This is a genomic window from Psychrosphaera haliotis (genome assembly GCF_009728465.1).
In the GTDB taxonomy this organism is placed as follows: domain Bacteria; phylum Pseudomonadota; class Gammaproteobacteria; order Enterobacterales; family Alteromonadaceae; genus Psychrosphaera; species Psychrosphaera haliotis.
Genome location: NZ_WOCD01000003.1, coordinates 143,666 through 159,080 on the forward strand (window position 1 = coordinate 143,666; position 15,415 = coordinate 159,080).

Annotated in this window: 13 protein-coding genes and 1 pseudogene; 2 read left to right on the top strand and 12 right to left on the bottom strand. The window is 39.6% G+C overall.

Annotation, left to right across the window (positions count from 1 at the left end):
* The first annotated feature begins 20 nt into the window (after positions 1 to 20).
* A pseudogene (locus GNP35_RS05245) lies at positions 21 to 1,492 on the top strand (DUF3413 domain-containing protein).
* Here GNP35_RS05245 and nosR read toward each other — a convergent pair.
* Positions 1,482 to 2,768 carry a response regulator c-di-GMP phosphodiesterase, NosR family gene (gene nosR / locus GNP35_RS05250; protein ID WP_155695152.1) on the bottom strand — a complete coding sequence of 429 codons (1,287 nt, stop codon included), beginning with the start codon at positions 2,766 to 2,768 and terminating at the stop codon, positions 1,482 to 1,484. The pseudogene GNP35_RS05245 and the gene nosR sit on opposite strands and share 11 nt — an antisense overlap.
* A gap of 89 nt (positions 2,769 to 2,857) precedes the next feature.
* Here nosR and GNP35_RS15265 point away from each other — a divergent pair, with 89 nt between their 5' ends.
* Complete coding sequence (locus GNP35_RS15265) at positions 2,858 to 4,393, top strand: sensor histidine kinase (RefSeq protein WP_196492444.1); 1,536 nt, start codon at positions 2,858 to 2,860, stop codon at positions 4,391 to 4,393.
* Here GNP35_RS15265 and acnA read toward each other — a convergent pair.
* The 11 genes from acnA to GNP35_RS05310 all read right to left on the bottom strand — a co-directional run bounded on the left by acnA (position 4,362) and on the right by GNP35_RS05310 (position 15,411).
* Complete coding sequence (acnA, locus tag GNP35_RS05260; protein ID WP_155695153.1) at positions 4,362 to 7,025, bottom strand: aconitate hydratase AcnA; 2,664 nt, start codon at positions 7,023 to 7,025, stop codon at positions 4,362 to 4,364. The two genes, GNP35_RS15265 and acnA, sit on opposite strands and share 32 nt — an antisense overlap.
* 172 nt (positions 7,026 to 7,197) lie before the next feature.
* Positions 7,198 to 7,524 carry a PilZ domain-containing protein gene (locus GNP35_RS05265; RefSeq protein WP_155695154.1) on the bottom strand — a complete coding sequence of 109 codons (327 nt, stop codon included), beginning with the start codon at positions 7,522 to 7,524 and terminating at the stop codon, positions 7,198 to 7,200.
* A complete protein-coding gene (locus GNP35_RS05270; RefSeq protein WP_155695155.1) occupies positions 7,524 to 8,420 on the bottom strand; it encodes a hypothetical protein in 897 nt (298 codons plus the stop codon). The genes GNP35_RS05265 and GNP35_RS05270 overlap by 1 nt, the downstream gene beginning before the upstream one ends.
* Positions 8,420 to 9,049: a dTMP kinase gene (tmk, locus tag GNP35_RS05275; RefSeq protein ID WP_155695156.1), complete on the bottom strand. Its 630-nt coding sequence runs from the start codon at positions 9,047 to 9,049 to the stop codon at positions 8,420 to 8,422. Before tmk ends, GNP35_RS05270 begins: the two co-directional genes overlap by 1 nt.
* 14 nt (positions 9,050 to 9,063) lie before the next feature.
* The gene (gene mltG, locus GNP35_RS05280) at positions 9,064 to 10,131 is read right to left on the bottom strand and encodes an endolytic transglycosylase MltG (RefSeq protein WP_155695157.1); all 1,068 of its coding nucleotides are present in this window, start codon (positions 10,129 to 10,131) and stop codon (positions 9,064 to 9,066) included.
* A complete protein-coding gene (pabC, locus tag GNP35_RS05285) occupies positions 10,124 to 10,936 on the bottom strand; it encodes an aminodeoxychorismate lyase (RefSeq protein ID WP_155695158.1) in 813 nt (270 codons plus the stop codon). Before pabC ends, mltG begins: the two co-directional genes overlap by 8 nt.
* A 74-nt stretch (positions 10,937 to 11,010) precedes the next feature.
* Positions 11,011 to 12,249 carry a beta-ketoacyl-ACP synthase II gene (fabF, locus tag GNP35_RS05290; protein ID WP_330997721.1) on the bottom strand — a complete coding sequence of 413 codons (1,239 nt, stop codon included), beginning with the start codon at positions 12,247 to 12,249 and terminating at the stop codon, positions 11,011 to 11,013.
* A 96-nt stretch (positions 12,250 to 12,345) separates the two neighbouring features.
* On the bottom strand, positions 12,346 to 12,579 hold the full coding sequence (gene acpP / locus GNP35_RS05295) for an acyl carrier protein (protein WP_155695159.1): 234 nt from the start codon (positions 12,577 to 12,579) through the stop codon (positions 12,346 to 12,348).
* A gap of 156 nt (positions 12,580 to 12,735) precedes the next feature.
* Complete coding sequence (fabG, locus tag GNP35_RS05300; protein ID WP_155695160.1) at positions 12,736 to 13,479, bottom strand: 3-oxoacyl-ACP reductase FabG; 744 nt, start codon at positions 13,477 to 13,479, stop codon at positions 12,736 to 12,738.
* An 11-nt stretch (positions 13,480 to 13,490) separates the two neighbouring features.
* Entirely contained in the window at positions 13,491 to 14,420 is a 930-nt protein-coding gene (gene fabD, locus GNP35_RS05305) for an ACP S-malonyltransferase (protein ID WP_155695161.1), read from the bottom strand.
* Between the two features lie 28 nt (positions 14,421 to 14,448).
* Positions 14,449 to 15,411 carry a beta-ketoacyl-ACP synthase III gene (locus tag GNP35_RS05310; protein WP_155695162.1) on the bottom strand — a complete coding sequence of 321 codons (963 nt, stop codon included), beginning with the start codon at positions 15,409 to 15,411 and terminating at the stop codon, positions 14,449 to 14,451.
* Between the last annotated feature and the right edge of the window lie 4 nt (positions 15,412 to 15,415).

Below are 15,415 nucleotides of genomic sequence, written 5' to 3' on the forward strand. Positions count from 1 at the left end.
TTTAGGACTGACAAGTATAAATGGTAATTAAACTAAAAGATCAATGGGAAACAGAACAACCTTTTAACTTATTGTCTTGGGGACACTGGTTCACATTTGCCAATTTGCTTTTAGCGCTTTGCTTTTCATTTTTCTATATTAACGAGCATAGTTTACCCGTCTCTGTTTCGGGTTGGCTTTACTTTTTGACAACGTGGCTGGGTCACTTTGCTTTTTGTCAATGAGTTGCTTTATAATTACCATATTTCCCGTCATCATTTTATTTCCATATAAGCGTCATATACGTGGCGTTTCTGCCGTCATGGCGTCTTTTTTCCAGTTGTATTTATTCCTAGATGTATTAGCTTATCGAGGACTAGGTTACCACTTAAGTTCAAGTTCCATTGACCAACTTAGTGAAGTTGAAGATGTTTACCTTGGCCTAATGGGTGATAGCTACTTTGTCATGTTAATCGCCGTCTTCATTTTTATTTTAGCGTATCTGTTTTTAGCCAGTAATTACACTTGGAAAAGAATTCATAGGTTACAGCAGTTCTCCAAGCGTTATGTTGTTGCAGGAACTTTAGTGGCAAGTTTTTTCTTCAGCCACTTTATGCATATTTGGGCCGACGCAACGTTAAATACAGACATTGCTAAACAAGGCTCTATGTTCCCAGGACACTACCCACTGACTGCTAAAACGTTATTGGCTCGCTACGACCTATTAGATTTAGATAAATACAATGACTATAAGTCCAACAGAGCTTTGGTTAACAACAGTTTGTACTCTATTTCTAAAACTCAAGAAGTAAGTTGCGATATTGCTGATAAACCTAAACTCAATATAGTCATATTACCTAGTCAAAACCAGAAATCGGTAGAAGGTTGGTTAACTGAAAACAATATTAATTATCAACGAACCAACCAACTCAGTATTCCAAGCGATTTAAAAACACTACTATTTAACTTCACAAGTGGGCTACCAGGATTATATCAGTCAAGTACGGTTGATCTTGCGGTGAATACTCACTTGAAACAAAGCAAAGTTTCCGTAGAACTCACTAGCACTGATTTCAACTCTGATTCAACTTATTCAGACTTAACAAACAAGCGTATTTATGTTTTTCATGACGCTAGTAACACTAACGTTTTTTACCGAACGACAGCATTATTAATTGGTTTCGACAAATTACCAGACATGGCATTTAGTCCGCAAAACATAATTGCGAGTTATATTAGTAATACTCTATCTTGCCCCAAATACGTTGAAACAAACTTAATAGACGTACCATTGTCCAAGGTAGATATACAACACATCACCACCAACTTTTCTAATGATCACTTTTACTTTGTAAGTAAAGACAATGCACTGTTGTTTAAAAAAGGTCAGTTAATTAGCAATACAGCCTACTCCACTAACAAAAAAGTAAATGATTCTGTGGATATTTCATTGCTTAAAGAGGCGGCAAACAACCTCACAAAACGCAGAGTTAAATCGGAAATTAGTAAATAAAAACAGTAACAAAACAGTCGTTGTCTTTTTCATAATTTACGAGTTTCGCTATAGCCGCTTCCGTTAGTGTTGTATCTTTAGTCAACATTATTCCGCCAGTTTTGTTTTTGACGTCATCTGATACAATCATCCCAGGCTCTAGGCGATTAGTAGCGACACAATAGTCCGCATCAAGCTCTTCAATGTCAGGAATACGAGTCAGCAAGTCTAGATACTGATCTGCAATTTTGTAGTCATATAATTTGCCCCGCTGCTCTTTTATTTGAAAAGCAGCTCTGTCTGGCGAAAGCTTATTCCCATCTTTATGGCCTAGTAATAAGTAGTCATAGTCACTAACGACCTTCAATAGTCTTGACCCGAATGGGATTTCCTCTTTTTTAAGATTATCCGGATAACCTGAGCCATCATAATTTTCATATTGATGTCTAATATTTTCCGCTACTTCTCGTAAGTTTGGCAACTTACTCAAAATTTTGGCACCTTCCACTGCATGACTCTTAAAGGCAATATTCTCTTCTGTGGTACGTTCATACTCCACCGTTTGTAAAAGTATGTCACTAATTGCAACCTTACCAACCTCATGCATTAGGCCGGTTAAATAAATATTGATTGCTTCTGCTCTACTTAGCCCTAATTCCTCTGCCAATACTTTACTATGTGCGGCAACTCTTTTGCTGTGACCATTTTCATGACCAGCCCTGTCTTCAATAATTAGACCAACCATGTCTAAGATTTGTCTAAAGAACTTTCTTTGTTTTATCGTCGAACGTTTCAGCATGGCGGCTTTATGATTCAATTCTTTTGTTCTTGCTGCTACTTTCTCTTCTAGAAGGCGGTTTGCTTCTGTTAACTGCGTATTCGCCGCCACTAACTTTCCAGATAGCTCATTATTTTGGGATTTAAGCGAGTAGCGACTAATAGCATTTGCCATTAGCGCTTTTAGACTATCGTTATTCCAAGGCTTGCAGACATAGTTAAATATGTCGCCCTCATTAATCGCTTTAATCGTACTATCCATATCAGCATAGCCGCTCAGCAAGATCCTTACTGATTCAGGGGCAACTTCTTTTGCCTTTGCTAAAAACGTAGCACCATCCATACCAGGCATTTTCATGTCTGATATAACAATGGCATAGTCAGTTTCAGCTAACGCGGCCAGCGCATCTTCACCCTCACTAAACGTATCAACGGCATAATCTTTGCGAAAGACACGTTTTAAGGAGTTAAGAATTTCAACTTCATCGTCTAAAACTAATATTTTGTACTTTTCTGACATAAAAGGCCTATAGTTAATCAATAAACTCTTAAAAAACGTACTATCTTTAAACTATAGCTCAATTTTCAATGAACTACATTTAACAGACTATGACAGAAGAATTACAAAAGCGGGTTGATACACTTGAAAAGTCGTTAGATCGAGAGAAAGCTGCTAGAAAAATGGCTGAAACACTCTTAGAACAAAGATCTAGGGAAATTTACGAGTCAAATCAGAGTCTTATAAATCAAGCTAGTGAAGCGAAGCTGCAACAATTACAGCTTTCTTTTTTAACTGGCTTATCTGCTGACATCTGGAATGCAGATTCGGTAAATGCAACGGTGCAAGTTTATTTGCGTCGAGCAAGTGAGTTTTTGAATAATGCACAATGTATCTTTTTTCAACTCAAGCAAGCTAATTCGAATGCTGAATGGAAATTAGCATCGGTAATGGAGTTAGAACAGCAAAAAGCAGCCCAAAAGAGTCGAATTGATGTGCTAGAGCAAGATGATATTGATGCTTTAGTAATTAGAGACATAGTACAAGCATTTGACTTTAAGACTATTTTAGAGGCAGTTGAAGACTCCGCTGGTGAGAGTACTTTATTACCTATGAATTCAATTTCACCTGCTAAAACTAAATTTGAGTATGCCTATTTAGTACCGCTATTTAGCATAAACAACAATCGTGGTTTTGCTTGTTTTGTTTATTCAGATTCCACCAAAATAGATATTCTAAAACTACAGTCCGTCGAATCTTCACGATCAATGTTGGCCGTTGCAGTTCAACGACAAATGGCTACAGTTAACCTGGGTAACCGATTTAAAGAGCTAGAAAAAACGCATAAAAAACTCGATGATGCGCAACGTCAATTAATTCAATCCGAACGAATGGCTTCCGTTGGTCAACTTGCGGCTGGCGTAGCACATGAAATAAACAACCCAATTGGTTTTGTGATTAGTAACTATGAAACCCTAACTGAATACGTTGAGGTGTTAAATCGTTTATTAGACAAGGTTCCTAAGGTTGAAAAAGACAGTAGCGTAATGAAGGAAATTACCGACATTTGGCAAGAAGAAGATGTCGATTTTATCATGTCTGATGTAAATAGTTTGTTAACCGCCTCAAAAGGTGGACTAAAACGGGTCCAAGATATTGTGGCCGGACTTAAATCGTTCTCTCATAGTGATGCTTCAAGTTACACACCTATAAGCTTAAACGATTGTATAGAGGACTCCATACAATTAGTTTGGAATGAGCTTAAATATAATTGTGAGCTGGTAAAAAACTTAGCAGAAATAAGTACTATCAAGGCAAACTTTGGTCAAATAGAACAAGTTATCGTTAACATGCTTATCAATGCCAAGCACGCAATGGAGGAAGGCGGAACTATTACTATTAGTACCGTTAACGCTGAAAACAAAGTTACATTAACGATTAGCGATACAGGCTCAGGTATCAGCGAAAAAAACCAAGAGAAACTTTTTACTCCATTTTTTACGACTAAACCTGTGGGCGTAGGAACTGGCCTTGGACTATCCATTTCATATGGAATACTCCAAGACCATGGCGCTGAGATTTCAGTTGAAAGTCAGCTTGGTGTAGGTACGACTTTTAAGATAGTGTTCCCAGCATATTCCGAATAACGTAAGATAATATGCCTCCATTAGAAAAGTAATCAAACTCATTCGCCGTATCAATTCTGATATCAAAAGTAATTTCCTTTGTTTCTTTATCACTTTTAACACGAACTACTAACTCTTTTTGGGACGCTTCTACCGCGGGAATATCAAAACGTTCTTTACCCGTTAAACCGTGAACGTCGGCGCTTTCGCCTGGCTTAAACTGCAAAGGCAAAATACCCATGCCGATTAAGTTTGATCTATGAATTCTCTCATAGCTTTCTGCCATCACCACTTTTATACCTAAAAGAGATGGGCCTTTTGCTGCCCAATCTCGACTAGAGCCTGTACCGTATTCTTTGCCGGCAAGAACAACTGTGTCCACTTGTTCTTCCTGATAAAGCATCGCAGCGTCAAAAATAGACATTGGTTTGTTTGATGGGTAGTGGGTTGTTGCGCTCCCTGTTGTGCCTGGTGCCAATTGATTTTGTAATCGTACGTTGGCAAACGTTCCACGCATCATAACCTCATGGTTGCCTCTACGAGAGCCATATGAGTTAAAGTCTTTATTCGTGATCCCTTGCTCTTTTAAGTATTTAGCCGCCGGGCTATCATCAGCGATAGTACCAGCTGGGGATATATGATCTGTAGTGATACTGTCGCCTACTTTCACTAAACATGCAGCATCACTGATGGGTTCTACCGGTTTTGCAGATTTAGACATGTCAGTAAAAAAAGGTGGCTGTTTTATATAGGTTGAGTCTGGCCATTGATAAATGCTTTGGGACCCACCATCAAGCTCATTCCAACTGTCATCACCATTAAACACATCTGAGTATTTATCGGTAAATATTGAGCGGGATATAGACTTCTCTACTACTTCTTTGATCTCTTTGTCAGTTGGCCATAAGTCTTTCAGGTAGATATCATTACCGTCAGCGTCTTTGCAAATTGCATCTTTAGTAATATCAATATTCATATTACCTGCTATTGCATAAGCAACCACTAGTGGTGGTGAGGCTAAATAATTAGCCGCTATATCGGCGTGAATTCGCCCTTCAAAATTCCGGTTACCAGATAATACTGATGTCACTGACAAGTCATTTTTACGTATGGTGTCACCAATTTCCGTTGGTAAAGGCCCAGAATTACCGATACATGTTGTACAACCATAACCCACTAAATTAAAACCTAGTGCTTCTAAGTCATCCATTAAACCAGCGTTTTCTAAATATTCAGTTACTACCTGCGAGCCAGGAGCGAGTGAGGTTTTAACCCATGGTTTAGACTTAATTCCTAACTTAGCTGCGTTTCTAGCTAATAAGCCGGCTGCAACTAATACAGAAGGGTTTGAAGTATTAGTACAGCTCGTAATAGCGGCGATAACAACAGAGCCGTTTTTAAGATCGAATTCTTTACCGTCTTTAGTTACTTTGGCCTTTTTATCGATAGAATCGGCTCCGTTGAGCGCAGACCAGTCTTTATAAGCTGTGGCTGCTTCATCTAATGCAATTCTATCCTGCGGGCGTTTAGGGCCAGCAATACTCGGGACAACACTCGCTAAATCAAACTCAAGTTGCTCATGATATTCTGCTTCTGGTGTTGCATGGTCGTGCCAAATACCCAGTTGTTTAGCATATGCTTCTACTCGGTCTATATCAGCACTGTCTCTACCAGTCAGGTTTAAATAATTTAACGACTCTTTGTCTAAAGGGAATATACCACAGGTCGCACCATACTCAGGTGCCATATTCGCAATTGTGGCTCTATCAGCCAGCGATAATTGAGATAAACCTTTACCATAAAATTCTACAAACTTACCAACCACGCCATGGCTGCGAAGCTGTTCTGTAATTGTTAACACTAAATCTGTCGCCGTTACGCCAGGATTTAGTTTACCGCTAAGTTTAAAGCCGACAACTTTGGGTATGAGCATAGTGACTGGCTGGCCAAGCATGGCAGCTTCGGCTTCAATTCCACCTACGCCCCATCCTAAAACACCTAGGCCATTAATCATTGTGGTGTGTGAATCGGTGCCTACCAATGTATCTGGATAAGCCCACTTTTCACCGTCAAAGTCCCCTTCAAATACACATCTTGCCAAATATTCTAAATTCACTTGGTGAACAATACCGCGTCCTGGGGGCACTACTTTAAAGTTATCAAACGCAGACTGTCCCCACTTTAAAAACTGGTAACGCTCTTTGTTTCGTTCTACTTCAATATCTGTATTTTTTTTCAGAGCATCTTCCGTTGCAAAATGGTCCACCATGACAGAGTGGTCGATCACAAGTTCAACAGGATTAAATGGGTTAATTTTTTGTGCATCGCCACCTAAAGAGGAAATAGCGTCACGCATCGCCGCTAAATCTACAATCGCCGGCACACCGGTAAAGTCTTGTAAAACGACTCTAGCTGGAACAAATGATATTTCCTGATCTTGATCAGAAGAAGTATCCCATTTAGCTAAGGTAAGAATATCGTCTTCTTGCACAAAAGGTCGGTCTTCATGGCGCAGAAGGTTTTCAAGTAAAATTTTTGCGGCGTAAGGTAATCGAGATAGGTTAAATTGAGATTCGAGCTTGTCAAAGCTAATGCTGTTAAGTGTTTTATCTTTAAGTTGCAGTTTTGCAATGGACTTCCACTGTGTAGACATAGTTGCTCCTGTTTTATAAATATATGAATTTATACAGCTTGTTTTTCTAGCTACTTATACCTTACTAAGGGTAGAAGTGTTTCAGATCAACCACAACTTGAAAATATTTTTACTTTAATTTTTTGCAAATCCCTTCTTAAACGCTCTATATGTCCTTTAAAAATGGTGGTTCTTACATAGTGTAAGTCGGCTCAGGTAGATTCAGCATTGTGCCTAATAGCTTTTCAATTTTTACCTGAAGTCTATTTTCTGTGTTATTCAGTAGAACGCCAACGCCCGGAGGATTCACATTTTGAGCGCCTTGCGGGGTAACCCAAATAACTTCAGATTCAAACATTTCTGGTTCTAGCGCATCGGGCAGTGTCAATGTTATCGCTACTGTGTCACCTATTTTTGCTGGCAAGTTCGTTTTAATAAAAAGCCCACCACCTTTAACAAAAGGCATATAACATCTAAACAATTCCTTTGTATCTTCTAATTCTGAAGTAAGTCGATTCATTATTTTACCCAAGACTCCAAGTTTTGAATGAATGCCGATAAGGCAAGTTCCTTATTCTGCCCTTTTATATTTTTTTGAGCAAAATTAAATTTTGATAAAACCGACAATGCCGCTTCTGCATTGCTTAAATAATTATTTAATATCATTTGCTTACAGCGACGCTCAATTAAATAAACAAAAAATGGTGTTAATTCAGCATGTTTTTGCATGGTATTATTTAACTGATTATTACTAACTTGGTTTTTCAGCCAAGCTACAAAAAGCTCATAAAGCGCCTTGTAATGAGCTTGGTTTGCTTCATCTTGCCAAGCTTTAATCTGTGTTTCATTGCCATTTGCATAACCAACAAGATAGTCTGGCACGTTAGGGTACTCTTGCTTTAATTGCGCAGTTAATTTTATAGGCTGCTTTAATAATTGGCAGCGACTGCTAATTGTTGGTAAAAGCTTTTCACCGCCATTATTAACTAAAAATAGGAAGCTATTTGATGTTGGCTCTTCCAATGTTTTTAAGAGAGCATTAGCGGCATTTTCTGTCATGTTACCAACCGCTAAAATAGACACGACTTGATTTTTAGCTATCTGCGGTGTTTTATTTAACCAGTCACTCACGGCTCTTATGTCATCAACGCCCACAGACTGAGTGCGGCCATCTAACAACTTAAAGTCTGGATGAGATCCAGCTTGATATAGTAAACAGCTTTTACATTTTCCACAGGCTGTAAAGTTATCAGGCGTTGCTGTGTCACATAAAAAACTTTGATAAATTGGGGTTAATGACGCTTCAGTGGCTTCTCGATCGTTTGTTTCAATAACATAGGCATGTGCAAGTTTCAGCGATTTAGCTAATCGCTCTAATTGTTGCTGTAACGAATTAGTAACCAATGAGTCAGCCACTATTTGTTCTTCTCAAGCCAATTAGAAATTGTTGTGCTTAAGTCTTTTTGAACCTGCACCAACTCATTTTCTGCATTGATAGTGATCACTTTAGGGTTATTATTCGCAAGCTCCAAATAAACATTTCGAGTACGGTCAAAAAAGCCCATATCCATTCGTTCAATTCTGTCTAGCTCACCACGCGCAGCAGCTCTAGAAAGGCCAACCCTTGGATCGAGGTCCATTAATATTGTTAAGTCTGGTGCAAAATCTTTTAAAACCGCATTTCTTATGGGTAACAACAAAGAATCTGGTAACTGTCTACCACCTCCTTGGTAGGCTAACGAAGACATATCATGTCTGTCTCCAACAACCCATTTACCTTCAGCCAGCGCTGGTTTAATAACGTTATCAATCAGCTGAATACGACTTGCATACATAAGTAACAGCTCGGCTTCTGCCGTCAGATGTTCTTCGGTTTCTGCTTTTACAATCTCTCTCATTTTCTCAGCTAGCGGTGTGCCGCCGGGCTCACGAGTGGTTATAAAACTAATCCCTTGTTCAGAAAGTATTTGCTGTATTTGTGACATCGCTGTTGATTTACCTGCGCCTTCGAGGCCTTCAACAACGATAAATTTACCAGTTTTCATTTATTTCCTATGTTCTATCTATTTTGGCTAGGTGCATTGGTTTCTTGCTCGGCTTTTTGTTTTGCCTTTTGTTTTGCTAGGTATGCTCGAAGCGCTTTATTGTGCTCAGCTAGTGTTTTGCTAAAAACATGACCTCCATCACCTGATGCAACAAAATAAAAGTAATCAGTGCTCTCTGGGTGTGCCACGGCTAATAAAGATCCCAAGCTAGGGTTGGCTATGGGTGTTGGAGGCAAGCCGTTTATTCTATAGGTATTATAAGGTGTTTTTTGCTTTATATGAACGCGTTTTATATCACCTTTATATTCTTTCCAGATCCCATAAATTATTGTTGGATCCGTTTGTAACCTCATCTTTTCATCTAATCGATTAAAAAATACCGACGCTATCGTATTTCGCTCGCTTGCTAAGGCTGACTCTTTTTCCACTATTGACGCTAATTTTAGCAATTCATAAGGCGTTTTCAGCCTAGAAGGCTGTCTTTCCGACCATACTTTTTCTAAACGTATTTTTTGTTTTTCTACCGCACGAAGAAGAACCGCTGTCGCTGACGTTTCAGCTTCAACAAAATAAGTATCCGGCGCTAAATATCCTTCTGGTGTATCAGCTCTTAAATTCAACGCCTTAGATAATTCTATAAAACTCTTGTCATTTACATCGTCTATTAAATACGGTGATTTTGAAACTTTATCCAGTACTTGATAAATATTTTCACCATCAATAATAGTGAAAGGAAACTGGTGTGTTTTTCCGCTAACAAATAGAGCAATTGCAGACTTAAGCGTTTGCTCTGGTTGAAGCTGATAGGTTCCTGATTGAATTTGACTAGAAACAGCGTTTAATTTACTGCTGACTTTTAACGTTAAACACTCGCTTAACCAATCGTTCTTCATAAATTGACGGCACACAGCGTTAACGGAAGCGCCTTTTTCAACTTTAAACAACGTAGGTTCATTAATGCGCAGTGGTGTCTCAACGCCTTGCTTTAAATAAAGTCCCCCACCAATCGCGAACAATAAAACAATAAATAGTAATATTGATAAGCTCTTTTTCAGCGAGAGTTGTACGATTGATTTACTCATTAAATACCTTTAGATGTAATTCCTTTACATAAGCTATGTCTAAGCTTTTACCATTTAGTTTAGCAACTGGAATTATGCCCGTAATGGAATTGCATAGAAACATTGATTTTGCTTTTTCAGCAATTGTTTCATAATCAGTATCGCTGACTTTTAGCATTGGCAAGCTTTTTTCTATCACGCTTTTGCCAACTCCATCTATTCCGCTGTGAGATAAACTTGGGGTGTTCCAATGAGTGCCATCATGCCAAAAGACATTTGCTTTTGAGGACTCAATTACATGACTGTTGATGTTCGTTACGAGTCCATCGTTCAACTTGCGTTCTTTAAGTTCGCACGCAATCATCGCTTGTTCTAAACGGTTACAGTGTTTAATTCCGGCTAATTGTGGATTTAGCCCTAATTGGGTTGCCAATAATTGTAATTCAATAGGTTGCTTTAAGTCACGAACAGCAGGCATTTTCTGCGTCAATTCAAATATAAATACACTAGGTCGCATTTCTTCCGATATTTGATAGCCGCGGACACTCTTCCCTCTGCTTATTTGAACTTTTATTATGCCGTCGACAATCCCTCGTGCTTTTGACTCAACAACATCAAAAAGTGCGTTCCAATTTATAGGCGCAAACTTAAGCTTCTCATTGGCAAACTTTAGCCTGTTTATGTGCTCAGGTAACCAGACCACCTTGCCCTGCTCAACCTTGGCCGTTGTAAAGTGGCCGTCACCAAATAAAAAGCTTCTTTGTTGCTGCCACTCAGCTTCAAGGTCGATAGGTGACAAGTTATTGTCGTAGCTACTAAATATCATAAAAAAAGCCCAATAGAATCATTGAGCTTTTGTATCAAATTTTTGGTGTAAATTCACCTGCTACTAGTGCAAATCTATACTTTTTTGAATATTAGCGTTCCATTTGTGCCACCAAAACCAAATGAGTTACAAAGTGCATAATCCATCTCTACGGCTCTTTCACCATCAGCAACATAATCTAAATCACAACCTTCGTCTGGGTTATCTAAATTAATGGTCGGGTGAACTTTTTGGTCAATTAAACTCATAACAGTAATAATAGACTCTACTGCGCCAGCTGCGCCTAGTAAGTGGCCTATCATAGACTTAGATGAAGAAACGAGTACAGAGTGTGCAGATTCTCCAAAAACAGTTTTAACAGCTTGAGTTTCAGCTTTGTCACCGGCTGGAGTAGAAGTACCGTGCGCATTGATATAACCCACCTGGGCGGCTTTAATCCCTGCGTCATCTAATGCATTTTGCATTGCGCGTGCTGCACCGTTGCCGTCTTCTGGAGGTGATGTCATATGGTAAGCATCGCCACTCATTCCAAAACCAACAAGCTCTGAATAGATGGTTGCGCCTCGAGCTACTGCATGATCATAGTCTTCAAGAACCATCATGCCTGCACCATCACCTAGTAAAAATCCATCTCGCTCTTTATCCCAAGGTCTGCTTGCTTTAGTTGGGTCTTCATTTCGTGTTGATAACGCTCGTGCAGCACCAAAACCACCGATACCTAGCTCAGTGGAAGCCTTTTCAGCACCACCGGCCACCATAACGTCAGCATCACCATACGCAATCATTCGCGCTGCGTGGCCAATATTATGCACGCCTGATGTACATGCAGTGGTAATTGAGATGTTTGGACCTTTGAGGCCGTACATAATAGACAGCTGCCCAGCAATCATATTAATGATGGTAGAAGGTACGAAAAACGGTGATAACTTTCTTGGGCCATTGTGAACAAGTTTTGAGTGGTTTTCTTCTATAAGACCTAAGCCGCCAATACCTGAACCTATCGCAGCGCCAATACGATGAGCATTGTCGTCAGTTATTTCAATGCCAGAGTTTTTTATCGCTTGGATTGCCGCTACTACGCCGTATTGAATAAACAGGTCCATTTTTTTTGCGTCTTTGCGAGGGATATACTCTGAAAGGTCAATATCTTTGACCATAGCCGCAAACTTGGTACCAAACTGCTCAGTATCAAAATGAGTGATGAACTCCGCACCACTTTTGCCTGCTAACAAATTTTTCCACGTGCTATCAACATCATTTCCGACTGGCGATAACATTCCCATCCCTGTCACTACTACTCTGCGCTTTGTCACTTGTACTCTCCGAAAGCTTTTATTACGGTACTAAATTTTCATTTTTTTGATAAAAAAAAAGGCAGCTTAGGCTGCCCTTCTTTCTACAAACTATTCTTATTCAGCGTGAGCTTTGATGTAATCAATTGCTGATTGAACTGTTGTGATTTTTTCAGCTTCTTCGTCAGGAATTTCAGTATCAAATTCTTCTTCAAGTGCCATTACTAATTCAACAGTGTCAAGAGAATCTGCACCAAGATCATCTACGAAAGAAGATTCAGATTTTACTTCTTCTTCTTTAACGCCTAGTTGCTCTACTACGATCTTAGCTACGCGATCTTCTATGCTCATGTTATTTTCCTTTTTTCTTTTTAAGTAATTTTTTAATGTGTCGTAGTGTAAATACACTCTTCGACGTGTTCAAGTTATTATTTAATATCTGGCGGTGGTCGAACCTCATAGAGAAATTCGTGTAAGTTAACGTCAACTTGGCTACAAGATCGACGTTTATACCATATACATGCCGCCATTTACGTGAATCGTTTCGCCTGAAATATATCCTGCCTCATTACTGGCTAAAAAAGCAACTGTCGCTGCAATCTCTTTTGGGTCGCCTAAGCGCTCTGCTGGCACTTGATCTGAAATCGCTTTTCTTTGAGCGTCGTCTAACGCTTTAGTCATGTCAGTATCAATAAAACCTGGCGCTACGACATTTACTGTAATGCCACGAGAAGCAATTTCCTTCGCTAACGATTTAGAAAAACCAATAACACCAGCTTTAGCTGCGGCATAGTTTGCTTGTCCAGCGTTCCCCATAGTGCCCACAACCGAGCCGATATTGATAATACGGCCATGGCGCTTTTTCATCATAGGACGCATTACTGCCTTACTTAACCTAAATATTGACGTTAAGTTTGTATCGATAATGTCGGCCCACTCATCGTCTTTCATACGCATTAATAAATTATCACGAGTAATACCCGCATTATTAACTAGTACGTCAACGTCACCAAAGTCAGCCTTAATTGCTTCTAACGTTTCTTTAATTGAGTCAGGGTTTGTCACATTAAGCGCATAACCCTTGCCGTTTTCACCTAAATATTCAGAAATATTTGATGCACCACTTTCAGAAGTTGCCGTACCTGCCACTTTAGCACCTTGTGACACTAACGTTTCCGCTACTGCCTTACCAATACCGCGCGATGCGCCGGTTACAAGCACAACCTTGCCTTCTAAACTAAATAAAGACATTTCTTTTCCTTTTATTCTCCCGCAACTAGTGCGGCTACTGTTGCTGTATCATTCGCAACTTTATAATTAATTTCTTTTACAATTCTTTTGCCTAACCCAGTTAATACTTTGCCAGGTCCAAATTCATACACATCTGTAACGCCATTAGTATGAACTTGCTGAATTGTTTCAGTCCATCTAACTGGGCTGTATAACTGTTTTACCAAAGCTTGCTTAATTTCGTCAGCGCTTGTTGGCGCGGCTACATCAACATTATTTATAACCGGTATTACAGGCGTATTAAAATCAAGTTGCTGTAAATCTATTGCTAGCTTATCTGCAGCAGGCTTCATCAGCGCACAGTGCGAAGGTACAGAGACTGGCAAAGGTAATGCTCTTTTTGCACCTAACTCTTTTGCTAATACCATGGCACGTTCAACCGCCGCTTTTTCACCGGCTATAACAATTTGGCCTGGAGAATTAAAATTAACAGGCGCAACAACGTCACCATTAGCAGCATCAGTACAAGCTTTACTTACCAGTTCATCTTCCAAACCGATAATAGCAGCCATTGCTCCTGTACCCGCGGGCACTGCTTGTTGCATATATTGACCACGTTTTTGAACTAATATTACGGCTTCTGCTAGTGTTAATACTTCTGCACATACTAACGCTGAGTATTCACCAAGGCTATGACCCGCTAAGTAGGCAGGAAGTTCCCCACCTTTAGCAACATAATCACGCCATATAGCTACTGAGCTAGTTAATAACGCAGGTTGAGTAAATTCAGTTTGATTTAATTGCTCATTTTCATCTTTAGAAACTACAGCCCACATATCATAACCAAGTGCGCTTGATGCTTCGTTAAACGAATCCCTTACAACCTCAGATGTTTCATATAATTCGGCTAACATGCCTACGGCCTGAGAACCCTGGCCAGGAAATACTATTGCTTTTGTCATTGTGAATTTGTCTCTTATATGTGTTTTTTTAGTACTTAATTAACGCTGAGGCCCAAGTAAAACCAGCGCCAAATGCATTTAATAATAAAGTTTGACCTCGTTGAATTCTGCCATCTCTAATGGCTTCGTCAAGCGCAGTTGGAACGGTAGCTGCTGACGTATTGCCATACTTATCTAGGTTAATAACGACTTGATCCATACTCATATCTAATTTTTTAGCTACGGCAGAAATAATTCGCATGTTCGCCTGATGTGGAATTAACCAATCAATGTCAGACTTTTCAGCGTTATTCAGTTTTAATGTCGTTTCAACAACTTCTGATAACTTTGTGACTGCGACCTTAAATACTTGGTTACCTTCCATATGTCCCCAAGCGTCGTGTACTGACTCTTCGTTGCCACGAGTTGGCATTTCCGCTTTCAGCAACTCTGACGCATTGCCGTCGGCATGAATATGTGTTGATAAGATCCCTGGCGTTTCGGTAGCTTCTATAATTACCGCACCAGCACCATCACCAAATAAAACAATGGTTTTACGGTCAGTTGGATTCATTAAGTGACTTAAGCAGTCGGCACCGATAATAAGTGCCTTTTTAGCTGTGCCAGCTTTTATGAAGGTATCGCCAATGCTCAGAGCATAACAAAAACCTGAGCATGCTGCTGCGACATCAAAAGCGGGTACACCTGAAGGTATTCCTAAATCTCTTTGAACTTCACAGCCTGCTGAAGGGAATGCGCGCGCATGGCTAGTCGTTCCGACAATGACCAAGTCAATTTCTGAGGCATCAATACCCGCCATTTCCAATGCTTTTTTAGCAGCTTTAGTGGACATACTAGAAACAGTGTCATTTTCGTCCATGATACGGCGCTCTTTGATACCTGTACGTTCGGTAATCCAATCGTCCGTAGTCTCAACCATTTTTTCTAAATCTTTATTAGAACGAATTTGCGGCGGGAAATAACTACCAGTACCGATAATTTTTGAAAACATGCAA